22 protein-coding genes and 1 riboswitch are annotated in these 21,523 nt (G+C 37.5%); of the genes, 19 read left to right on the top strand and 3 right to left on the bottom strand.

Going from position 1 to position 21,523, the window contains the following annotated elements; all coding sequences use genetic code 11:
• Positions 1-28 precede the first annotated feature (28 nt).
• Complete coding sequence (locus IGK54_RS10850; protein WP_002356353.1) at positions 29-814, bottom strand: TraX family protein; 786 nt, start codon at positions 812-814, stop codon at positions 29-31.
• Between the two features lie 178 nt (positions 815-992).
• Positions 993-1,083, top strand: a riboswitch (TPP riboswitch).
• Positions 1,084-1,187: 104 nt separating this feature from the next.
• On the opposite strand from IGK54_RS10850, the gene IGK54_RS10845 reads away from it, so the two are divergent.
• The 14 genes from IGK54_RS10845 to dinB all read left to right on the top strand — a co-directional run bounded on the left by IGK54_RS10845 (position 1,188) and on the right by dinB (position 12,287).
• Positions 1,188-1,751: an ECF transporter S component gene (locus IGK54_RS10845; RefSeq protein WP_002359429.1), complete on the top strand. Its 564-nt coding sequence runs from the start codon at positions 1,188-1,190 to the stop codon at positions 1,749-1,751.
• Complete coding sequence (locus IGK54_RS10840; RefSeq protein ID WP_142957367.1) at positions 1,748-3,106, top strand: ABC transporter ATP-binding protein; 1,359 nt, start codon at positions 1,748-1,750, stop codon at positions 3,104-3,106. The genes IGK54_RS10845 and IGK54_RS10840 overlap by 4 nt, the downstream gene beginning before the upstream one ends.
• Positions 3,097-3,750: a CbiQ family ECF transporter T component gene (locus tag IGK54_RS10835; RefSeq protein ID WP_002359432.1), complete on the top strand. Its 654-nt coding sequence runs from the start codon at positions 3,097-3,099 to the stop codon at positions 3,748-3,750. Before IGK54_RS10840 ends, IGK54_RS10835 begins: the two co-directional genes overlap by 10 nt.
• A gap of 11 nt (positions 3,751-3,761) precedes the next feature.
• Positions 3,762-4,424, top strand: a complete 663-nt coding sequence (gene tenA / locus IGK54_RS10830; protein WP_002372337.1) for a thiaminase II — start codon at positions 3,762-3,764, stop codon at positions 4,422-4,424.
• A 175-nt stretch (positions 4,425-4,599) separates the two neighbouring features.
• Positions 4,600-5,196, top strand: coding sequence for a recombination mediator RecR (recR, locus tag IGK54_RS10825; RefSeq protein WP_002356363.1), 597 nt, complete (start codon positions 4,600-4,602; stop codon positions 5,194-5,196).
• Positions 5,197-5,404: 208 nt separating this feature from the next.
• A complete protein-coding gene (tmk, locus tag IGK54_RS10820; RefSeq protein WP_002356366.1) occupies positions 5,405-6,043 on the top strand; it encodes a dTMP kinase in 639 nt (212 codons plus the stop codon).
• A gap of 19 nt (positions 6,044-6,062) precedes the next feature.
• Positions 6,063-6,392: a cyclic-di-AMP receptor gene (locus IGK54_RS10815; RefSeq protein WP_002356367.1), complete on the top strand. Its 330-nt coding sequence runs from the start codon at positions 6,063-6,065 to the stop codon at positions 6,390-6,392.
• Position 6,393: 1 nt separating this feature from the next.
• Positions 6,394-7,344: a DNA polymerase III subunit delta' gene (gene holB, locus IGK54_RS10810; protein WP_002404418.1), complete on the top strand. Its 951-nt coding sequence runs from the start codon at positions 6,394-6,396 to the stop codon at positions 7,342-7,344.
• Between the two features lie 116 nt (positions 7,345-7,460).
• Entirely contained in the window at positions 7,461-8,300 is an 840-nt protein-coding gene (locus tag IGK54_RS10805) for a PSP1 domain-containing protein (protein WP_002356371.1), read from the top strand.
• Positions 8,293-8,640, top strand: a complete 348-nt coding sequence (locus IGK54_RS10800) for a DNA replication initiation control protein YabA (protein ID WP_002356372.1) — start codon at positions 8,293-8,295, stop codon at positions 8,638-8,640. The genes IGK54_RS10805 and IGK54_RS10800 overlap by 8 nt, the downstream gene beginning before the upstream one ends.
• A 111-nt stretch (positions 8,641-8,751) precedes the next feature.
• Positions 8,752-9,624: a 16S rRNA (cytidine(1402)-2'-O)-methyltransferase gene (gene rsmI / locus IGK54_RS10795; RefSeq protein WP_002356373.1), complete on the top strand. Its 873-nt coding sequence runs from the start codon at positions 8,752-8,754 to the stop codon at positions 9,622-9,624.
• Positions 9,625-9,638: 14 nt separating this feature from the next.
• Positions 9,639-10,301, top strand: a complete 663-nt coding sequence (locus IGK54_RS10790) for an ABC transporter ATP-binding protein (RefSeq protein ID WP_002359439.1) — start codon at positions 9,639-9,641, stop codon at positions 10,299-10,301.
• Entirely contained in the window at positions 10,285-11,043 is a 759-nt protein-coding gene (locus IGK54_RS10785; protein WP_002356377.1) for an ABC transporter permease, read from the top strand. The genes IGK54_RS10790 and IGK54_RS10785 overlap by 17 nt, the downstream gene beginning before the upstream one ends.
• Before the next feature lie 128 nt (positions 11,044-11,171).
• On the top strand, positions 11,172-12,287 hold the full coding sequence (gene dinB / locus IGK54_RS10780; RefSeq protein WP_023894966.1) for a DNA polymerase IV: 1,116 nt from the start codon (positions 11,172-11,174) through the stop codon (positions 12,285-12,287).
• A gap of 44 nt (positions 12,288-12,331) precedes the next feature.
• Here dinB and nrdG read toward each other — a convergent pair whose 3' ends face one another.
• A complete protein-coding gene (gene nrdG / locus IGK54_RS10775; RefSeq protein ID WP_002356379.1) occupies positions 12,332-12,928 on the bottom strand; it encodes an anaerobic ribonucleoside-triphosphate reductase activating protein in 597 nt (198 codons plus the stop codon).
• 32 nt (positions 12,929-12,960) lie between these two features.
• Positions 12,961-15,144 (bottom strand): anaerobic ribonucleoside-triphosphate reductase, encoded by a 2,184-nt coding sequence (nrdD, locus tag IGK54_RS10770; protein WP_002385686.1) that lies wholly within the window; start codon positions 15,142-15,144, stop codon positions 12,961-12,963.
• A gap of 405 nt (positions 15,145-15,549) precedes the next feature.
• On the opposite strand from nrdD, the gene IGK54_RS10765 reads away from it, so the two are divergent.
• The 5 genes from IGK54_RS10765 (at position 15,550) to dltB (ending at position 21,493) form a co-directional block, all read left to right on the top strand.
• Positions 15,550-16,317, top strand: coding sequence for an ABC transporter ATP-binding protein (locus IGK54_RS10765; protein WP_002356382.1), 768 nt, complete (start codon positions 15,550-15,552; stop codon positions 16,315-16,317).
• Positions 16,307-18,403: an ABC transporter permease gene (locus tag IGK54_RS10760; RefSeq protein ID WP_002392853.1), complete on the top strand. Its 2,097-nt coding sequence runs from the start codon at positions 16,307-16,309 to the stop codon at positions 18,401-18,403. Before IGK54_RS10765 ends, IGK54_RS10760 begins: the two co-directional genes overlap by 11 nt.
• 203 nt (positions 18,404-18,606) lie before the next feature.
• Positions 18,607-18,756: a teichoic acid D-Ala incorporation-associated protein DltX gene (locus tag IGK54_RS10755; protein ID WP_002356384.1), complete on the top strand. Its 150-nt coding sequence runs from the start codon at positions 18,607-18,609 to the stop codon at positions 18,754-18,756.
• A 14-nt stretch (positions 18,757-18,770) separates the two neighbouring features.
• Positions 18,771-20,291: a D-alanine--poly(phosphoribitol) ligase subunit DltA gene (dltA, locus tag IGK54_RS10750; RefSeq protein ID WP_002368807.1), complete on the top strand. Its 1,521-nt coding sequence runs from the start codon at positions 18,771-18,773 to the stop codon at positions 20,289-20,291.
• Complete coding sequence (dltB, locus tag IGK54_RS10745) at positions 20,288-21,493, top strand: D-alanyl-lipoteichoic acid biosynthesis protein DltB (RefSeq protein WP_002382500.1); 1,206 nt, start codon at positions 20,288-20,290, stop codon at positions 21,491-21,493. The genes dltA and dltB overlap by 4 nt, the downstream gene beginning before the upstream one ends.
• The last annotated feature ends 30 nt before the right edge of the window (positions 21,494-21,523 follow it).

Below are 21,523 nucleotides of genomic sequence, written 5' to 3'. Positions count from 1 at the left end.
TTTTAGGCAATCGTCAAGCAGAAAATAATTAACGTTGCATGAAGAAACTAATAATTGCAAAAATAGCAATGTGAGCTGGATAGAAAATATAAAAGAAATTCCGCATGCCACGGCCTTTTTCACCATTATAAAGAACAATTGGAATCGCTGCTAAAATCATCATCCATTGGTGGTTCACCCCGAATAGTTCTTGGAAATTATAGCTGGCTGCTGAAATCAACGCAACAACGCCAATTGCTGAAATTTGTAACCACTTTTTGCCATGGAATAAATAAAAAGCTACGGCCAAGAGAACAAATAAAAACCCACCTTCTGTCATCATTAGTGATGGCACAATCAGATTGAAAATTTGGAAACCAATTAAGATAGCAGGGTTGCTTAATATGTCTGGAGAACTAAAAACAACGAGAGGTAGGGCACTGATTAATAAAGGCACAATAAACCAAAGAAGCCCTTTACCAATTTGTTTTTGTTTAAAATAGTCCATAGACTGCATGTAGACCGTACCTAAAAATAACGTCCCAAAAATATTATTGATAATTAAGCCACCTGTTGAAAAATACGCATTTAAAATGCCGTTCAGAATCCCCATAATCCAGAAGCCTAACAATAACCGGAACATGTATTTTCGCCGATTGCTTGTGTGAATGAAGCCTTCAGAACTTTCAAATAAGAAAATAGGTGCAGCAATTCGTCCAATCCATCCGAACCAACCAGGCACGCCTAAAAAACTAAAAAATTGCAATAGATGGTCAAAGACCATTGAAATAACCCCAATGACTTTCAAATGAAAGCCAGTTAATGTTTTACCCATAGTATAAACGCCTCTCTTTCATAAAGAACAATATAACAAAGTCCAGAAAAACCAACCATTTATTTGCCTAACAGTTATCTTACAAAATTGTTTGATTTCTTCAGCTTTTGATGAAAGAAAAAAGTGCCAAGACTAGTTTTTATAATTATTCTATGCTATAGTAAAAGTACATTTTAATAAAAAACATTTGGGGTGCTGTTATGGCTGAGATGATACCCATTGAACCTGATGCAGTTAGTACTGTCGCAGGGAAATGCCGATTTACTTTGATTTTTCACGCACTCATTCTGTCCTAGGATGAGTGTGTTTTCTTTTATCAGGGTTTATTTAAGTCACTCCTTTTGCTTTTTGTTAAGAGAAAGGAGTTTTTTTATTGAAAAAATGGTCATTGCAACAAGTCGTCTTACTCGCTTTTTTAGCCTTTTTGTTTGGCGGTGTTTTTATGGGGGCAGGGTTCCTCTATGCGTTATTGAATGCTGCGCTGTTACCATTAGGCTTGAGTCCATTTGCCAATGAGCTTTTATTTGGAATGTGGACCATGGTGGCACCAATTGCAGCGATGCTGATTCCACGAGCGGGAAGTGCTGTTTTGGCGGAAGTTTTAGCCGCTTTGGCAGAAATGCTTTATGGTTCGTATTTCGGACCTAGTGTATTAATTTCTGGTGTGATTCAAGGCCTAGGTAGTGAAAGTGGCTTTTTTGTGACACGCTACAAACGGTACGATACACTAACGTTATTTTATAGTGCGATTGGGACGACTATTTTTAGTTATGTGTATGAATACTTTAAGTTTGGTTATGGCAATTACGGTCTGGGGATGAACATTGCTTTAATTAGCGTTCGATTCGTTTCTATTTGTTTCTTTGGTATTTTCTTAACGAAGGTTATTTTACGAATGTATCAGTCTGCGCAAGGGTTAGCTGTGAAGGCAAAATGAATAGTATCCAATTAAAAGCTGTGTCCTTTTCACGAGAACAACCCTTGTTTGAAAAGACAAATTTAGCAATTCCTCAAGGAACGTTTTCCTTATTAATTGGCGATAGTGGTAGTGGAAAATCAACGCTCTTACGATTGATTGCCGGATTTGCTCCGCTTGATTACCAAGGAGAAATTTTGATTGAAGGAATGGAACGCCGACAATTATCAACTCGTGAAAAGGCGCAAAAAATTGGCATGCTGTTTCAAAACCCCAGTCAACAATTTACAATGAAAACCTTGGAACGAGAACTGATTTTTGCTTTAGAAAATCTAGGAATCCCGCCTGAAGAAATGAACCGGAAAATCCAAACAGCGCTTCAACTTGTTCAGACTCAAACCTTATTCACACGAGAATTAGCGACGTTATCTGGTGGTGAAAAACAAAAAGCGGCGTTGACAGTTCTGCTAGCAATGAACCCAGATATTCTTTTATTAGATGAACCTTTTGCAAGTATTGATCCAACCTCTCGAAAACAATTTATTCAAATATTAGCAAGACTCCATCAAGCAGGCAAAACGATTTTGGTGTGCGACCACGATTTCAGCGATTACGCTGATGTTGTGGACCAAGTCGTCACGTTGAAAAATGGCCAGTTTGAAAAGCAACCGTTGACGTTTATCAAAACAAAACCACAGACATTTCAGCTTACAACTTCTGTGGTAAAACAACCAATGCTCCAATTGAAAAATTTTCGTTTGTCTCAGGGAAAACGAGTGCTACTTGAAGAAAAAGAAGCGCTTTTGTTTAAAGGAATTACCACGTTGACGGGGCCAAATGGGGCGGGAAAATCCACCTTATTAAAAGCCATCGTTCAGAGACAAAAATATCAAGGGAAAATGTTCTTGGCAGGCCGCCGCTTGCGGGCTTCAAAAAAATTGTATCAACACATGACATTAGCGGTGCAACAAGCCAATCGTCAGTTTGTCACGTTGACTTTACGAGAAGAGCTTTTGTTTGGTCAGAACATGACAGCAGAAAAAAGAAGAAAACAAGAGGAAGCCTTAACTTTTTTAGGTTTAAAAGAAAAACTAGAGCACAGTGTTTTTCAACTAAGTGAAGGGCAAAAAAAGATGGTGCAATTAATTAGTTTGCTGAGCTTAGATTTGGACTGTTTACTTTTAGATGAACCTTTTGCTGGATTAGATGAGCGAGCATGCAATTATTTTGTTGAATGGATCAAAGAAAAAAGTGCGCAACAAGATTTTCTAATCGTCACGCATCGGCTAGAACCTCTCTCTGGCGTGAGCAATTACCGAATAGAATTGCTGCATCAACAACTGATTATCTGGCAGGAGGGAACCACATGCAAATAAAGCAAACAAATGCAGCAATTTATGCTTCTTTGATTCTTATTTTGACCTTTGAATTATCTTTTTCTCAGTCAATTTTGGCAAATTTGGCGGTTTTTATGGGTTGTATCATTTTTTTAATAGGCCAGCGAAAATCCCGCTTACTGCTTTGGTTATTTTTCTTGCCACTTTTACCAGCAATCGGGACGTTTTGGTCTATTTATTTGCATGGTACGAGTAGTCAACAAGCCTGGCTTTTGTTTAGCCGAACGTATGCCTTTGCCGGTTTAGGACTAGCTTTTGCTGTAGGCGTTGATTTTGAAGAATTATTGTTGTTATTGGAACAAAAGGGGCTAGCACCAAACTTTGTTTATGGAATTTTAGTGGTGGTTCACGCCTTACCGGAAGTGAAAAGAGAAATTAATGATTTAAAAGAAGCAAGCCTACTCCGTGGCAAAACGTTTCATTTTTGGTCGCCGATGCTTTATGTTAAAACACTGCTCGTTGCTGTTTCTTGGCGAGATAAATATACGGAAGCAATGTCTGCCCATGGCTATGAAGAAGGAGCCACCAGAAGTCGAAAAGAGCATTTTGTGTCAGCAAAAGTCAGTCTTGGGCTTGCTATTTTGATCATCATTTTTACAAATTTGTTTATTTTTCTAACGTAAAGGAGAAACCTATGACATTTACAGAACAAGCCAAAGAACAAGCGCAAGCTTCTTGGCAAGGGAGTTTTCAGCATCCTTTTATCACAGAGTTACATGAAGGAACCTTGAGTCCAATGATTTTTCGCTACTATTTAATTCAAGATCATTACTATTTAAAACATTTTAGTCAGCTTTATCGCTTGATTGCGGCACAAACGCAACAACCTCGATTGAAAAAATTACTCTTAACAAATGCGGAAAATCTTGCGTTGGGCGAATTAGCTATTCGTGAAACTTTTTTTGAAGAACTAGCGATTACGGAAGAAGAAGTTGCAGCGACACCGATTGCACCAACCGCTTATCACTATGTTTCTCATATGTATCGCCAACTTATTGAAGGAACGCCTAAGACGGCCGCAGCAAGTATGTTGCCTTGTTCTTGGCTCTATCAAGAAATTGGTGCACAGTTAGTCAAACAACACTCACCAGAGCCACTGTACCAACGTTGGATTGAAACCTATGCTGGGGAGGAAGCGTACCAACACGTCCAAGAGGAACGCCAACTGTTAGACCAATTATATGAAGAAAGTTCACCACAAGAACAAGCAGCTATGATCACCGCTTTTGTTATCAGCAGTGAGATGGAATACGCTTTTTGGGAAATGGCCTATACACACGAAACCTGGATTGGTTAATACAAAAGCAAGTCGTTTAGTGCTCGTAACTAACGACTTGTTTTTGTATTAGAAAGCAGTAATTGTCAGTTGCTTTTTTGACAGGGCGTGATAAGATATTCAGTGACGCAAAATCTGTTGTAACTCGCTCAGTAATAACAGAAACGCCTTGCTAAGAAAGGACTGTAGAAGCCTCATGAATTATCCAGAACCGATTGCAAAATTGATTGAAAGTTATATGAAATTACCAGGAATTGGTCAAAAAACAGCGACACGGCTTGCTTTTTATACAATTGATATGAAAGAAGAAGATGCTAATGCTTTTGCAAAAGCGCTAATTAGTGTCAAGAGAGATCTCCATTTCTGTAGTATTTGCGGAAATATTACTGAAGAAGATCCTTGTGAAATTTGCCAAGATAAAAATCGTGACCGTAGTATTATTTTAGTAGTGGAAGAACCAAAAGACGTTATGGCAATGGAAAAAATGCGTGAATATCAAGGCTTGTATCACGTACTTCACGGGGTGCTTTCACCGATGGAAGGAACAGGACCAGAAGATATTAATATTGCCTCTTTGATCAAACGATTGCACGATGATGAAGTGAAAGAGGTCATTATAGCAACAAACGCTACCACTGAAGGAGAAGCGACGGCGATGTATTTATCACGGCTCATTAAACCAGCTGGAATCACCGTTACTCGTTTGGCACACGGCTTGTCTGTCGGCAGCGATATTGAATATGCAGACGAAATAACCTTGCTAAAAGCAGTCGAAGGACGTCGAGAAATTTAAAAGAAACATCGTTGGAAAAAGAAGTTGAAATCGAAGTAGGTCGTTTCTGTGAGAAAATGTCGCAGTTCAAGCTTTTCCGTACTTCTTTTTCAGTTTCTTTTTTTCAGCGGATGCATCACTTTAAATTGGACATAAGGATTTCAATTAGACTGATAGAGCAAGATGAAGTATAATAGATACAAGTAAAAATTGATTGGAGTTTTCGCACGTGCAGGGTATTTTTATCACATTTGAAGGTCCAGATGGCGCTGGCAAAACCAGTGTTTTGAAGGAAGTTTCTGAAAGATTAGCTAAAGAGTCAAAACGAAAAATTGTCACTACAAGAGAACCAGGCGGCATACCGATTGCCGAAAAGATTCGAACAGTTATTTTAGATCCAAGAAATGACAGAATGGATGAGCGAACAGAAGCTTTACTTTACGCAGCTGCTCGTCGTCAACATTTAGTGGAAAAAATCTTGCCAGCTTTGGAAGCGGGTCATTTAGTCCTATGTGATCGTTTTGTTGACAGCTCATTAGCCTACCAAGGCGCTGGGCGTAGAATTGGGATTGCCCCCATTGCTTCAATTAATGCGTTTGCGACAGAAGGTGTCTCACCAGATTTTACAATTTATTTAGACGTTGACTCAGATACTGGCTTACGGCGGATTCAAGAAAATCGAACACAGCAAATTGATCGCTTAGATTCAGAAGGATTAGAATTTCATCAACGTGTTCGTCATGAATATTTGAAATTAGCAGAAGAAAATCCACAACGTATCAAAAAGATTGATGCACGGATGAGTTTAGAACTTGTCGTAGAAGCAACGTATCAGGCGATTATTGAACGTTATCCAGAAAACTTTTAATTATAGGAAGGTGTAGACCATGAAGATTATTTTAGCCATTGTACAAGACAAAGATAGTAACCGATTAGCCAACGAATTTATTGATGCCAATATTCGTGCTACAAAATTATCCTCAACAGGTGGATTCTTAAAAGCGGGAAACAGCACATTTATTATTGGGATTGATGATGAACGTGTCGACGAAACATTAGCTTTAATTAAAGAAACATGTCAATCAAGAAAACAATATGTTTCAACACCTGTGACTTTAGATATCACAATGGATGGCCAAATTCCTTATCCTGTGGAAGTTGAAGTAGGCGGTGCTACTTGCTTCGTCTTACCAGTTGAAGGATTCCATCAATATTAAGATGAATGAAGCACAACAGCTACAGCAAATGCAACCTTTGCTGTACAAGCAACTCCAAAAAAGTTTTGAGCATGGTCGTCTTGCCCATGCTTATCTTTTTGAAGGAGATACAGGAACTGGAAAACAAGAATTTGGCTTATGGATGGCGAAACATGTCTTTTGTACGAATTTAGTAAATCAACAGCCTTGTAACGAATGCCATAATTGTGTGCGGATTAATGAAAATGAACATCCAGATGTTTTAAGAATTGCGCCAGATGGGCAAACCATCAAAGTGAACCAAATCCGTGAATTAAAAGCGGAGTTTTCTAAAAGTGGGGTCGAGACTGCTAAAAAAGTTTTCTTAATTCAAGAAGCAGATAAAATGAGTACCGGCGCAGCCAATAGTCTCTTAAAATTTTTAGAAGAACCAGAAGGGCAAATTTTAGCTATTTTAGAAACCACTTCGCTTTCTCGAATTTTACCAACGATTCAATCACGATGCCAAACCTTACATTTTCAACCATTAGTCAAAAAAACATTAATTGATCGCTTAATCAAACAGGGGATTGGTGAAAAGACTGCAATCCTTTTAGCTGAGCTGACAAATAGTTTTGAGAAAGCAGTTGAAATCTCTCAAGATGAATGGTTTAATGAAGCTAGGGAAATCATTTTGCAATGGTTTAATTATCTAAAAAGTAATGATTTACAGGCATTTATCTACGTTCAGAAGAAAATGGTCAAAGTATTTAAGGAAAAAGAACAACAAGCGCTTAGCTTTGACTTGCTCATGGTTTATTACCGTCAATTATTGGAAGAAAGTGTTGCGACACAGCAAGCCAAAAAAGTAACGGAAGAGCAGGCGGAACGGTTGGCGCTAATTTTGAAAGCACGCCAAAAATGGACTGCCAATGTTAGTTGGCAAAATGTTTGTGAACAATTAGTTATCCAAATGATTCACCCTAAATCATAAAGGAAAAAAGTGCCAAGTGGCATTCAGTTTCATAATATAGTAGGAACTTAGTTGTTTCAGCAAGTTCCTTAACCGATTGAAGCGACGTTCACTTGAACTAGATTAGGAGGAATAAAATGGTAGAAGTAGTAGGAGTTCGCTTCCGTGAAGCCGGTCATATCTATTATTTTGCTCCTGGAAAATCTGAGTATATTTATAATGAGAAAGTACTCGTTGAATCTCAACAGTCAAAACAATTAGCTACTGTTGCTATTCCTAAAAAAACAGTCGATTCAGACGATTTACCAGAGGACCTAAAACCCATTTTAAATAAAGCAACAGCCAATGATTTAGAAAAAGAACAAAAAAATTTGGCTGATGCAGAAGCTGCCAAAAGCATTGCCAATGAAAAAATTCGAGCTCATGACTTAAAAATGAAATTAGTGCGAGTAGAATATACCTTCGATCGTAGCAAAATGATTTTTTACTTTACGGCAGATGGGCGAATTGATTTTCGTGAATTAGTCAAAGACTTAGCGGCTATTTTCCGGACGCGAATTGAGTTACGTCAAATTGGTGTCCGAGATGAAGCGAAAATATTAGGTGGCATTGGCCCTTGTGGCAGACAACTATGTTGCTCAACATTTCTAGGAGATTTTATGCCAGTTTCAATCAAAATGGCTAAAGATCAAGGGCTATCTTTAAATCCTGTTAAAATTTCGGGATTATGTGGCCGCTTAATGTGTTGTTTGAAATACGAAAACGACGAATATGAAGCCGCTAAAAAAGAATTACCAGATTATGGAAAAGAAGTAATAACACCAGATGGCAAAGGTAAAGTCGTCGGGTTGAATCTATTAAGTCGGATTGTCAAAGTTCGTCTGCATGGTCGTGAAATCGCAGCGGATTATGATTACGAAGAAATCAAAGAAGCTACTGCGAAAGTTGCTGCTGAAAAAGGTGATCAAAATGGATAAACGTTCGCTCTATGATGGATTAAATTCGTTGGAAACTGATTTAGACAGTTCAGTGACACAATTAAGAGAAATTAAAGCAGCACTCCATGAGTTGGTAGAAAAAAATACCACGTTGGAAATCGAAAACCAACGCTTACGGGAGCATCTCCAAGAACTGAATAAGTTAGCAGGAAATACAACTGAAACTGAAAAACAAGAGCTATCAAAATCACGTATGAATTTGGAAAAACTTTATGAAGAGGGCTTCCATGTCTGCAATATTTTATATGGTTCAAGACGTGAAAATGATGAAGAATGTGCCTTTTGTCTTGATGTTATTTATGGGGAACGTACGCGTTAAGTCTAGTGGACACTGCAAATAAAAAGGAAAGGTTTGGTTTGACAGTCAATCGATTGTCAAATCAAACCTTTATCTATTTATAGAACGAAAAAGGAAAATGAGGGATGCGCTATGCAAAAACAGAAAAGTTTTGATAAGCAAACAACAAAAGGAAAATTGTATCTTGTCCCAACACCGATCGGCAATTTAGAAGATATGAGTATTCGTTGTTTAAACATATTGAAAGAAGCAACGGTGATTGCTAGTGAGGACACAAGAAACACACAAAAATTGCTAAATCATTTTGAGATTACAACACCACAAATTAGTTTACACGAACATAATTACAAAGAGCGAATTCCTCAACTGATTACACGATTGCTGAGTGGTGAAACGATTGCCCAAGTTAGCGATGCAGGTATGCCTTCAATTAGTGATCCTGGTCATGAATTGGTTACAGCATGTCTTGAAGAAGAACTGGCAGTGATTGCCTTGCCAGGACCTACGGCAGGAATGACCGCCTTGATTGCCTCGGGTCTTTTACCACAGCCATTTACGTTTTATGGTTTTTTACCAAGAAAGAAAAAAGAACAGAAAGACGTGTTATCAGCATTAAAAGAAGAACGGCCGACACAGATTTTTTATGAGTCCCCCTATCGGATTGCTAAAACGGTCGCAACGTTTGCTGAAGTCTATGGTCAAGAACGCCCCGCTGTGATTTGTCGAGAATTAACGAAACTTCATGAAGAGTATTTGCGTGGTACCTTAGGAGAACTAACAGAATATTTAGCAGAAAATACGCTAAAAGGCGAGTGTTGTTTATTAGTTAGCGGATTTACTGGTGAGAAAGAGACAATAGCAGCAATGCCAGCTATTTCCCTCAAGGAACATGTGCAAGTTTTAATGGAGGAAGAGGGACGGAGTTCAAAAGAGGCAATCAAAGAAGTGGCTAAATTGAGAAATGTAAAAAAACAAGAAGTATATAAAGAATATCATTCCATTTAAAAAAGGAGAGAAACATGAGTAATTTATTGCGAGCAGAAGGCGTGTCTTATCAAGTAAATGGTCGTAGCATTCTTTCTGATATTGATTTGTCATTTGAAACAGGCAGCAATACAACAATTGTTGGTCCTTCAGGTAGCGGGAAAAGTACATTTTTAAAAATTTTATCTTCATTATTAAGTCCTACAGAAGGCGAAATTTTTTATCAAGAAGCGCCAATTACTACAATGCCAATCGAAACATACCGCCAAAAGGTTTCTTATTGTTTTCAGCAGCCAACTTTATTTGGTGAAACCGTGTATGATAATTTATTATTTCCATTTACCGTCAGACAAGAAGCGTTTAATCAGGAAAAAGTCGTGGCATTGCTCCAACAAGTGAAATTGCCCGCTGCTTATCTTGAAAAGAAAATAGCCGAACTCTCTGGTGGTGAGCGACAACGGGTTGCTTTGCTACGAAACATTATTTTTGTACCAGATGTTTTATTATTAGACGAAGTTACAACGGGATTAGATGAAGAAAGCAAACAAATTGTCAATCAATTGTTAAACCAATTAAACAAAGAGCAAGGAGTCACGCTGGTTCGTATCACGCATGATACCGAAGAAATTCAGCAAGCACAGCAAGTGATTCGTATTGTAGCAGGAAAGGTGGCGCCGACAGATGGATTTAGCAGTTAATAATTTATCCTTATTTTTTTCAGCCATGCTAGTAGTGGTCGCATTAATTATTAGTACTAAAGAAAAATTAGGTTTTACCAAAGATATTATTATTAGTGTGATTCGAGCAGTCATTCAATTAGTCGCAGTCGGCTATTTATTAAAATATGTTTTTCAAGTCAATAACCTGATTTTAACGCTCATCATGGTTTTGGTGATTGTTTCCAACGCAGCCTTTAATGCAAAAAAACGCAGCCAGCAATTACAAAAGGGCTTTTTGATTTCTTTCATTGCAATTGGTTGTAGTACAGGAATTACCATTGGTATTTTGATTTTTTCTGGTTCTATCAAATTTATTCCTTCTCAAATCATTCCTATCAGTGGGATGATTGCCAGCAATTCGATGGTGGCAATTGGTTTATGCTATCGCAATTTAGATACTCTTTTTCAAAACCAACGGCAAGCGGTAATGGAGAAACTAGCATTAGGTGCAACTATCAAACTCGCCTCTTTACCAATTATCCAACAAAGTGTGAAAACCGGGATGGCGCCGACGATTGATTCTGCCAAAACTGTCGGAATTGTTAGTTTACCTGGGATGATGTCAGGCTTGATTTTTGCGGGCGTTGATCCTGTCCATGCGATAAAATATCAGATTATGGTGACTTTTATGTTGTTATCAGCAACAAGTATTGGTTCAGTGATTGCAACTTATCTTGCCTATAAAGGCTACTATAATCAACAAAAACAATTGGTTGTTTAATTAAAAAGCTGGAAATCTGTGTTTATAACTTCACGGATTTTCAGCTTTTTCTGGTTGAAATAAAGAAGTTTCAATTTGAAAAAGAACGGACGTTCGTATATAATAGAAGGAGGAGGCGAATCAAAATGATGAGCGAATTACGTTTTCCCTTAAAAAAAGATACGTCGAGAAAAATTATACATATAGATATGGACGCGTTTTTTGCTTCAGTTGAAGAACGAGATCATCCAGAGTTAGTAGGACATCCGTTAGTTATTGCGCGCCATCCAAGTGATACTGGGGGCAAAGGAGTGGTGACTACAGCGAATTATATTGCTCGACAGTACGGTATTCACTCGGCTATGAGTGCTCAAAAGGCGTATGAACTATGTCCAAGTGCCATTTTTAAGCCAGGTAATTATCAGAAATATAGTGAAATTTCTCAAGAAATCCGTGAAATTTTTCGCCGCTATACAGATGTGATTGAACCGGTATCTATTGACGAAGCGTATTTAGATGTAACTGAAAATAAGGTCAACAGTAAGTCGGCTATTAAAATTGCGAAAATGATCCAATATGATATTTGGCATGAATTGCAGTTAACTTGCTCGGCAGGTGTTAGTTACAATAAGTTTTTAGCCAAGTTAGCATCAGATTTTCAGAAACCAAAGGGCCTGACGGTTGTCTTACCAGAAGAGGCCGAAGATTTTTTGAAAGCATTACCGATTGAAGATTTCCACGGAATCGGGAAAAAAACAGTGCCTAAAATGCATGAACTAGGGATTTTTACTGGAGCAGATTTATACAAGCAAGATGAGATGACGTTGATTCGGTTATTCGGTAAAATGGGTTATTCATTGTATCGTAAAGTCCGCGGTATCCATGATGCGCCAGTTCAAGTGACTAGAGATCGTAAGTCGGTAGGTAAGGAACATACTTACGGCACCCCTTTAACGACGGAAGAGCAGGTTACGGCTCAATTGAGACAATTAGCAGCAGGGGTTGAGCGTGCATTGCAACGAGTGCAAAAACATGGCAAAACAGTAGTCCTAAAAGTTCGTTATACTGACTATACGACGATTACGAAACGTGTGACATTACCTGAATATATTTCTAAAAAAGAAGAACTTTTCTATCAAGCGAATTTAATTTGGGAAGATATTTTAGGTTTAGAACAGGGAATCCGTTTATTAGGCATTACTTTAACGAATTTAGATCCACTAGCGTATGAAAACATTGTTTTACCTTTATGGGAAAAAAGTTAGCCCTTTAGACACATCCTCAAGAGATGGCTAAAGGGCTAACTTTTTTAAATTGATTTTTTGATTTGTTCATAAGACGTTTCGGCGTCATGACATTTTTCCCAAATAACAGCTTTGCCAGCAGCAAGTGATTTGGGTACATCAATAATCCGTTGATTACTACTGCCACGAAATTGTAAATTTAAATTACGTTTTGCCAGTTCAAAGCGCCCATCAACTAAAATGTCAATTGAATGGAGTAGTTCAAGCTTATCAGGCGTTTCTAAAAGTAGTTCTTCAAAGGTATACCCAGACCAAGACCAGATATCTTTGGCTGAGCCAAATGTTTCCCGCACACGTTTGACTACACTAAGACAAACATCTGTATTCAGAAAAGGTTCACCACCCAAAAGAGTCAAACCTTGGACATAGTCATGGGACAAATCTTCAATAATTTGATTCATTAAAGATTCTGTAAACGGCGTACCGTAATTGAAATTTTGGACAGCTTTGTTAAAACAACCTTCACAAGCAAAGAGACAGCCGCTCACATATAAACTATTGCGTACACCTTCGCCATCAACAAAGTTGAACGCTTTGTAATCGGCAATCTTTTTTTGGCTGTAGTCTTCGGTTTTCCATTCTTGTGGTTTCGGATTACGCATCAGCAAAACTTCTTTCTATAGAATAATCGAGTTTAATTTTTTAAATGTTTCACACGAGAGGAAATTTCTTTGTGACGACCATGTACCATTGGACGAGCTTGCGGGTTACCTAAATAACCACAAGTCCGTTTAACGACATCACAAGTCTTAGGATCATGATTGCCACATTCTGGACATTCAAAGCCACGTTCAGTTGGATGGAAGTCCCCTTCAAAACCACAGGCATAACAATGATCAATTGGCGTATTGGTTCCTAAATAGCCAACTTTGTCATAAGCGTAATCCCAGACAGCTTCAAGTGCTTTGGGATTTTGCTGTAACATGGGGTATTCACAGTAGTGGATAAAACCACCAGAACAGTATTTTGGATAATCCTTTTCAAAATCAAGTTTTTCAAAAGGCGTTGGATTTTTGCGTACATCATAATGGAAACTATTTGTGTAATATTCTTTATCTGTAATATTTTCGACGATGCCAAATTTTTCAGTATCTAAACGGCAAAAACGGTCAGTCAAGCTTTCGCTCGGTGTAGAGTAGACACTAAAATGATAGCCGTATTCGTTGCCCCAGTTGTCGGCATTTTTTTTCAGTTCTTTTAAAATATCCAGTGTAAAGTTTTTGGCCTCTTGATTGTCCTCCCAAGCACCGCCGTAAAAGGCAGAAGCCACTTCATACAAGCCAATATAGCCAAGCGAAACCGTGGCACGTTTGTTTTTAAACAGTTCATCTACGGCATCCTGTGTAGCTAAACGTTTTCCAAATGCACCATACATGTATAAAATCGGTGCATTCGCTGGTTTAGCTTCTTTAACACGTTCAACACGATAAACCAAAGCATCTTTAACGATCGCCAAACGTTCATTTAAAATTTGCCAGAACTTTTCTTGACTTCCTTGCGCTTCTAAAGCGATTCTTGGTAAGTTCAAGGTCACAACGCCTAAATTCATTCGGCCAACATTTACTTCTTCACCTTGTTCGTCTTTCCAGCCTTGTAAAAAGGAACGACAGCCCATTGGTACCTTAAAACTACCTGTTAGTTCAACGATTTTATCATAGTTTAAAACATCAGGATACATGCGTTTCGTTGCGCATTCCAGTGCCAGTTGTTTAATATCGTAGTTTGGATCAGTAGGTTGCGCATTGACGCCTCGTTTAATTGTGAAAATCAGTTTTGGGAAAATAGCTGTTCGTTTTTCAATCCCTAAACCATTAATTCGGATTTGTAAAATCGCCCGTTGAATTTCTCGCTCAAACCAGTTGGTACCTAAACCAAATCCCAGAGAAGTAAAAGGGGTTTGTCCATTGGAAGTAAATAAGGTATTAATTTCATACTCAAGACTTTGCATGGCATCAAAAATATCTTTTTTCGTTTTCTTCCGAGCGAATGCTTTTTGGCGTTCTTCTCCTTCAATCCATTCTTGCGCATCTGCTAAATGTTTTTCATAATTACGTTCCGCAAAAGGCGCTAATAATTCATCAATCCGATCGGCAGAGCAACCACCATATTGACTGGAAGCTACATTGGCAATAATTTGAGAAATTTGTGCAGTGGCCGTTTGAATTGATTTTGGTGATTCGACATCAGCGTTCCCAATTTTAAAGCCATTGTTTAGCATGCCTTTAAAATCAATTAAACAGCAGTTTGTCATGGGAGTATATGGATGATAATCTAAATCGTGGTAATGAATGTCGCCTTTTTGATGGGCATTAGCCACGTGTGAAGGCAACATCTTTAAACCAATTGATTTTCCAACAATCCCGGCGGTTAGGTCACGTTGCGTATTAAAAACGTCACTGTCTTTGTTGGCATTTTCGTTCACGACAGTCTGATCTTTATTAATTAATTTGCCGATAGATACATTAATATCAGTCGCTTTACTACGCTCAAAATCACGTTGGGTTCTGTAATGAATGTATTCTTCGGCTAAGGCATATTCGTTGTTGGATAGCAGAGTATGTTCCACAATATTTTGAATTTCATAAATTTTTACGTTATTGGTAAAACGTTCGGCAATTTCTCGATTGACATCGGCAACAATCGATTGGACTTTTTGATGTGTCAAAGGAGTGACTTGGTCATGTATTTTTTGTTCAGCTTTGATCAAAGCATCGTATATTTTTTGATCATCGAAAGTCACTAAACGACCATCCCGTTTGACGACTTTAATTGTTGAGAGATTAACATCCTCGGCTTTTTCATCAGTAATCTTCATCATTTTATCCAGCTCCTTATATCTCGTTAGTAACTATCCTAATACAAAGGTCGGCTAAATTCAATCGATATATTGCGTATTTTTAGTAAAATATCACTAGACAAACACTATATATTGTGCTTGCGCTGTTTTGAAAAAATATGAAAACAAATGAAGAAAAGGATTGAGCAAATTTTTTTGTGTGAAAAAAATTCTTTGTCCAAATTAAAAAACAGCAAAGAGTTTTTTGCCAAATTGCTAAAAGCAACACTAAAAAATAACAATTATTAAATAATAATTGTTTGCGGATTTATTCACGAAATGCCAATTATTCTTTGACTACCGAACGATATTGTAAGATAAAACGATGTTCATTCAGATTTTTTCTTGGTAAAATAAGAGTAATAACAAAACGTTGGAGCGAGAAAAATGAAAAAAATTGTAGAAGTAAACCATGTCAGCAAGACATATGGTCGTTTAAATAATAAAACAGAAGTATTAGATAATATTTCGTTTACCGTTGATGAAGGCGAATTTGTGGGGATTATGGGTCCCAGCGGTGCTGGGAAATCGACACTGTTGAATGTCTTATCCTCGATTATTTTGCCAACCGCAGGAATCGTGCGCATCGCCGGACAAGATATTTTAAAAATGCGAGATAATCAATTAAGTGATTTTCGAAGAAACGAAATGGGGTTTATTTTTCAATCGTTTAACCTAATTGATACGTTAAATGTGAAGGACAATATTCTGTTGCCTTTAGCTGTAGAAAAAGTTTCATTAGAAGAAATGGATAAACGTTTGTTACATGTGACTTCGATTTTGGGGATTCAGGAGCTTTTATCTGCTTATCCACCAGAGATATCTGTGGGACAAAAACAACGGGTAGCAGCTGCTCGTGCTTTGATTACGAACCCTAAAATTATTTTTGCAGATGAACCAACTGGCTCACTGGATTCAAAATCAGCAACAGAATTGTTGAAATATTTAGCTGAAATTAATCTACATGATGATGCCACAATTTTGATGGTGACACATGACCCGTACACGGCCAGTTTTTGCAATCGCATCTTGTTCATTAAAGACGGTGCGATTTTCTCAGAAGTTGTTCGTCAAGGATCACGTAAGGAATTTTTTAATCGTGTGATAGATATGCAAGCAACGATTGGTGGAGGCGGGCGCGCAAATGATTTTTAAACTATCATTAAAAAATTTAAAAGCTCATGTACCTAACTATCTGGTTTATTACATTAGTATGACTTTTGCAGCGGTCGTTTATTATTGTTTCCGTGCGATCGCTTACAACCAGCCTCTTGTCGCAGGTGCAGGCCGTGATATCGAAATTAAGCGATCTTTAGGACTCGGTAGTACCTTAGTCACCATTATTATTTTGGGCTTTATGTTGGCGGCAAATCGTTTTTTTATAGGAAAACGTAGCCAAGAAATTGGCTTGTATCGATTAATTGGCTTGAGAAAGAGCCAAGTTTCACTAATTTTTTTAGTAGAAAATTTAGTTTTAGGCTTTGTTTCACTAATTAATGGGATTATTTTAGGAGTGATTTTCACCAAGTTGTTTTCAATGATTTTAGCCAAAGTTATGTTTTTAGAAGTCCCCAGTTTCTTCTATATTTCTTGGCGTTCCGTTATTGAAACCGGTGTAGCTTTTGCATTTATGATTTTGATTGTCTGCTTAAGAAGTATTTGGATGATTTATCGTTATCCATTGTCGCAGCTTATGCACCAAGAAAAAATTGGTCAAATTAATTATAGTCGTTTAACGAAACGGCGGCAGTTTCTAGGTATTTTAGGACCTATTTGTTTACTGGCTGGTTATTTTATTGCGTTTGATTTTCGGAATTTAGCGACAGGTATTGTGTATAAACAATTAAATGATTCATTGGATATCTCGATTCCGATGATTATTACATTGACGCCTTTTATCATTTTGGGTCTATGTGTGGTGGGAACTTATTTATTTTTCCGTTATACCATGTATTTTATCATTCGCTTATTTAATCATAGAAAAAAATGGTATTACCAAGATTTACGCATGATTACTTTAGGCAATGCCAAACGCTACTTATTTAAAAGTAGCAAAACACTCACTGGTTTGACCTTGTTAATTGCGACAGCCTTGAGTGGGATTGGCGTGATGGTTTTTGTGTATACGATTAGTATGCACACTGTCAACAGTGATGGCCCCGTGGACTTTTTAGTTTCACAGGAAAGCTATCCTAAATTGAAGAAAGTTCTCGATGAAGCGAAGGACACCAAAATAAAAAATGAAGTGACACTTTCTTATAAAATTACTGGAATTGAACGCAGTTTGCGAATTGGTCAAGCGCAAGAGGAACAAGAAACGATTGAAGCAGTTAATGTTTTATCTTTCTCCAACTACCGCAACTATCAAAAAATTAATCCTTATTTAAACGATTTACATTTAAAAAATGACCAAAGTGTTATCTATATGGATAGCTTTACCAATATTTTAAGTGGTATGTCTCGTTATGAATCGAAACTGCAATTTGTTGAAGGGGAGAAGGCACAACTACAACAAGTGCTGCCTAACTATCTAGGCAATTTTTTATTACAATATTCCTTACCAACGATTGTCGTTTCCGATGCCCTTTATCAGAAAGTGACAAAAAATTCCATTCAGTATCAGATTAACGCCGTAAATGTTGACACGAAAAGCCGTGAAAAACTTTATGAAGCCGTAAATAAACAGATTGCCACAGAATGGCAAGCGCCAATTTTGTATAAGTATGAAAAAAATAACCAGCAGTTGAGTGGTTTTGCCAAACAAATGCCTAACGAAGAGGCAAAGAATACGCAAGATGATGTCACCGAAACTTGGCGGCTAAATATGAATGATCGCTACGCCTCTTTACGCTATGAACGAAAAATTAACGGCTTGACTTTATATGTCTCCATGTTTGTGGCAATTTTAGCGTTGTTTATTACGGGCAGTATTTTGATGTTACGACAACTCTTTTCAGCTGTAAGTGAGCGTCAAGATTACGTGACTTTAAAACGGATGGGTGTTTCTAGTAAAGCGATAACTAAGCAAATTTATCGACAGAATAGTTTGATTTTCTTTCCGCCGATGGTCATTGGGATTTTGCATACTACCTTTGCCATTTATTTGTTAAGCCAATTTATTAAGAGTCCAGGATATTTGTTAGTATATCTTTCTTGTGGAATCTTAATAATTGTTTATCTAATTTTTTATATTTTAACGTCTGCCATTTATGCGCGGATGATTCGACACATCCATTTTTAAAAAACTGTAAAAGCCGTTGTGAAGCGGTTTTTACAGTTTCTTTATGCGAAAAAATTATGAGAGTTCCGTTTATGAAAATCATGAAAATTTAAGAAGTGACGAAATTGTTAGTTTTTTTATTAAATTGTAAGAAATTTCAATGGACTTTGCTGAAATATAGCATAAAATAATGGATAGCGATTAACCTTAGGAGGTGAATGATAATGAAAACAACTTTTCAGAAAATTCTCAATAACGAAAGTCTTAAATTCATCGGTAAAACGTTATTTTATTCTTTCATTGTCATTGCATTAATTTATCTTTATCATTACAAGAATATCAATGGAGGAACCTTCATTTATAACGAGTTTTAAGGAGGCGGCTATACATGGAAAAAGTAATTAATATGATTCAAACGATTGATGAATGGGCACGTAAAGAACCCCAACGTCCTGTTTATTTAACCGAAGAAAAAGTCTCTACGTATGGAGAGTTAAAAGAAAAGTCAGACAATCTAGCCGCTTATTTAGCTGAGCTGAAAACGGACAAGTCAGCGATTGTCGTATACGGAGAATTAGATTTTGAAATGATTGTGAGTTTTCTAGGCGCATCGAAAGCTGGTTTTAGCTATATCCCCATTGATGCACATACACCAAAAGAACGCATTGAACTAATTCTAAACGTAGCCAAACCAACCGCAGTGATTGCTGTGCATGAATGGCCTGAGTTAGCCACCGAAGTGCCAGTAATTACGGCGGAAGAATTAACAGAAATGATGATGCATGCACCTCGACATGCGCCTGCGTTGACGCCTGTCACAGGAGCAAGTAATTACTATATCATTTTCACTTCAGGGACAACTGGCGTACCAAAGGGTGTGCAAATCAGCCATGATAATTTAGTTAGCTTTACGAATTGGTTGTTGCAAGATTTTGGTTTAGAAGAAGGGGCCCGCTTTTTAGCACAGGCACCTTATTCGTTTGATTTATCGGTGATGTCTATTTATCCCGCATTGGCGTTAGGCGGCTCATTAACTCCGTTACCCAATGAAATCATTAACGATTTTAAACAATTATTTACGCGTTTGCCACAATTAACAATCGACGTCTGGGTTTCAACACCGTCATTTATTGAATTGTGTCTAATGGAACCAAGCTTCGATGGTGAACATCTACCAGCACTGCGCACGTTTTTATTCTGTGGAGAAGAATTACCAAAACCAACGGCTGAGAAATTAGCCGCTCGTTTCCCAACTGCGCATATTTATAATACGTATGGGCCGACAGAAGCGACTGTAGCGATTAGTGCCATTGAAATCACTCAAGAAGTTTTAAAAAGTGTCCAACGTTTACCAATTGGGTATGTGAAAGAGGATACGCAAATTTATATTATGGAAGGCATGTCAAAATTACCTGCAGGTGAAATTGGTGAAATCGTCATTGCTGGACCAAGTGTTTCCAAAGGCTATCTAAATAATCCTGCGAAAACAGCTGAAGCTTTTTTCCAATTAGATGGCGTACCAGCTTATCGCACAGGCGATGCTGGAAAGTTAGTCGATAACCTATTGCAGTATGAGGGACGCTTAGATTTTCAAATTAAATTGCATGGCTACCGCATTGAGTTAGAAGAAGTAGATCATCACTTAACGAATGTTTCCTACGTGAAACAAGCAGTCGTTGTGCCGAAATATCAAGGAAATAAAGTCCAACAATTAATTGCCTATGTCGTTCCGCAAGCACATGAATTTTCAAGTGATTTTCAATTAACTAAGGCAATTAAACAAGAATTAGCCACGTTGACAATGGACTATATGATTCCGCAAAAATTTGTATATGTTGAACAATTACCTTTGACAAGTAATGGCAAAATTGATCGGAAAGGGTTGATGAATGAGGTGAATGCCACATGATGAATTTTCCTCATATGATTCCCTATAATGCACCGTATTACTTTGTTCTGCTAATTGCAGCCTTGTTGCCGATGATTTTAACTTTAGCCATTAAAGGGACACGTTGGCCTTGGTACCAAACACTCGTGACACTGGTCTTTCTATATATCAGTTTTGGTGGCGAATTTTGGCAACAAGGAGTCGCTCTGATTGTATATGTTATTTATCAAACATTACTAACGTGGGGCTATGCGGCTTATCGAAAAAATAAAAATGCAGGTTGGGTCTTTTATCTGGCTGTCTTTTTAGCTATATTACCGCTTGTTTGGGTGAAAGTTTCTCCCTTCATGACAGGCAAAACAACTTTACTTGGCTTTTTAGGGATTTCTTATTTAACCTTTAAAGCGGTCCAAGTGGTCATGGATTTACGGGATGGCGTAATGAAGGAATATCATCCGTTTCGTTACATTCAGTTTCTCTTGTTTTTCCCGACTATTTCTTCAGGACCCATCGATCGTTATCGGCGCTTTGAGAAAGATTTGAAAAACCCGCCGAGTGCGGAGAAATATTTAGACTTTTTAGAAAAAGGAATTTTCTATTTATTTCTAGGATTTTTATATAAGTTTATTATCAGTCATTATCTTGGTGGTGTCTTTTTACCACATGTGGAAAAAATGGCCTTGGCACAAGGTGGTTTATCCTGGTGGACAGTCGGCTATATGTATAATTACAGTTTGTATCTATTCTTTGATTTCGCAGGCTATAGTTTACTGGCCGTTGGCACAAGTTATTTAATGGGCTATGATACACCAATGAACTTTAACAAACCGTTCCTAAGTTGGAATATTAAAGAATTCTGGAATCGTTGGCACATGACCTTATCTTTTTGGTTCCGTGATTACATTTACATGCGCTTAATGTTTTTCTTAATGAAAAAGAAAGTCTTTAAAAGTCGGATTGTGACTTCTAATATTGGTTACTTTGCGTTGTTCTTAATCATGGGCATTTGGCATGGATTAACGTGGTTCTACATCGCTTATGGGCTCTACCATGCAACACTAATTTGTGTGACAGATGCTTGGCTACGTTTTAAGAAAAAACATAAAGACAAGATACCATCAAACAAATTTACACATGCATTTGCAGTCTTTTTAACTTTCCAAGCGGTTTGTGTCAGCTTCCTGATTTTCTCAGGATTTTTAGACAAACTATGGTTTAAATAAACAAAAATAAAAATATAAAGGGGCAATTTA

Source organism: Enterococcus sp. DIV2384, assembly GCF_050534975.1.
Taxonomy (GTDB): domain Bacteria; phylum Bacillota; class Bacilli; order Lactobacillales; family Enterococcaceae; genus Enterococcus; species Enterococcus faecalis.
This window is presented reverse-complemented; position numbering and strand designations above follow the sequence as displayed.

Bases quoted from the DNA above. Each gene is read 5' to 3' on its own strand.
- IGK54_RS10850 (WP_002356353.1), bottom strand. From the start codon at position 814: ATGGGTAAAACATTAACTGGCTTTCATTTGAAAGTCATTGGGGTTATT.
- IGK54_RS10840 (WP_142957367.1), top strand. From the start codon at position 1,748: ATGAATAGTATCCAATTAAAAGCTGTGTCCTTTTCACGAGAACAACCC.
- IGK54_RS10835 (WP_002359432.1), top strand. From the start codon at position 3,097: ATGCAAATAAAGCAAACAAATGCAGCAATTTATGCTTCTTTGATTCTT.
- tenA (WP_002372337.1), top strand. From the start codon at position 3,762: ATGACATTTACAGAACAAGCCAAAGAACAAGCGCAAGCTTCTTGGCAA.
- recR (WP_002356363.1), top strand. From the start codon at position 4,600: ATGAATTATCCAGAACCGATTGCAAAATTGATTGAAAGTTATATGAAA.
- IGK54_RS10815 (WP_002356367.1), top strand. From the start codon at position 6,063: ATGAAGATTATTTTAGCCATTGTACAAGACAAAGATAGTAACCGATTA.
- holB (WP_002404418.1), top strand. From the start codon at position 6,394: ATGAATGAAGCACAACAGCTACAGCAAATGCAACCTTTGCTGTACAAG.
- IGK54_RS10805 (WP_002356371.1), top strand. From the start codon at position 7,461: ATGGTAGAAGTAGTAGGAGTTCGCTTCCGTGAAGCCGGTCATATCTAT.
- IGK54_RS10800 (WP_002356372.1), top strand. From the start codon at position 8,293: ATGGATAAACGTTCGCTCTATGATGGATTAAATTCGTTGGAAACTGAT.
- rsmI (WP_002356373.1), top strand. From the start codon at position 8,752: ATGCAAAAACAGAAAAGTTTTGATAAGCAAACAACAAAAGGAAAATTG.
- IGK54_RS10790 (WP_002359439.1), top strand. From the start codon at position 9,639: ATGAGTAATTTATTGCGAGCAGAAGGCGTGTCTTATCAAGTAAATGGT.
- IGK54_RS10785 (WP_002356377.1), top strand. From the start codon at position 10,285: ATGGATTTAGCAGTTAATAATTTATCCTTATTTTTTTCAGCCATGCTA.
- dinB (WP_023894966.1), top strand. From the start codon at position 11,172: ATGAGCGAATTACGTTTTCCCTTAAAAAAAGATACGTCGAGAAAAATT.
- nrdG (WP_002356379.1), bottom strand. From the start codon at position 12,928: ATGCGTAATCCGAAACCACAAGAATGGAAAACCGAAGACTACAGCCAA.
- nrdD (WP_002385686.1), bottom strand. From the start codon at position 15,144: ATGATGAAGATTACTGATGAAAAAGCCGAGGATGTTAATCTCTCAACA.
- IGK54_RS10765 (WP_002356382.1), top strand. From the start codon at position 15,550: ATGAAAAAAATTGTAGAAGTAAACCATGTCAGCAAGACATATGGTCGT.
- IGK54_RS10760 (WP_002392853.1), top strand. From the start codon at position 16,307: ATGATTTTTAAACTATCATTAAAAAATTTAAAAGCTCATGTACCTAAC.
- IGK54_RS10755 (WP_002356384.1), top strand. From the start codon at position 18,607: ATGAAAACAACTTTTCAGAAAATTCTCAATAACGAAAGTCTTAAATTC.
- dltA (WP_002368807.1), top strand. From the start codon at position 18,771: ATGGAAAAAGTAATTAATATGATTCAAACGATTGATGAATGGGCACGT.
- dltB (WP_002382500.1), top strand. From the start codon at position 20,288: ATGATGAATTTTCCTCATATGATTCCCTATAATGCACCGTATTACTTT.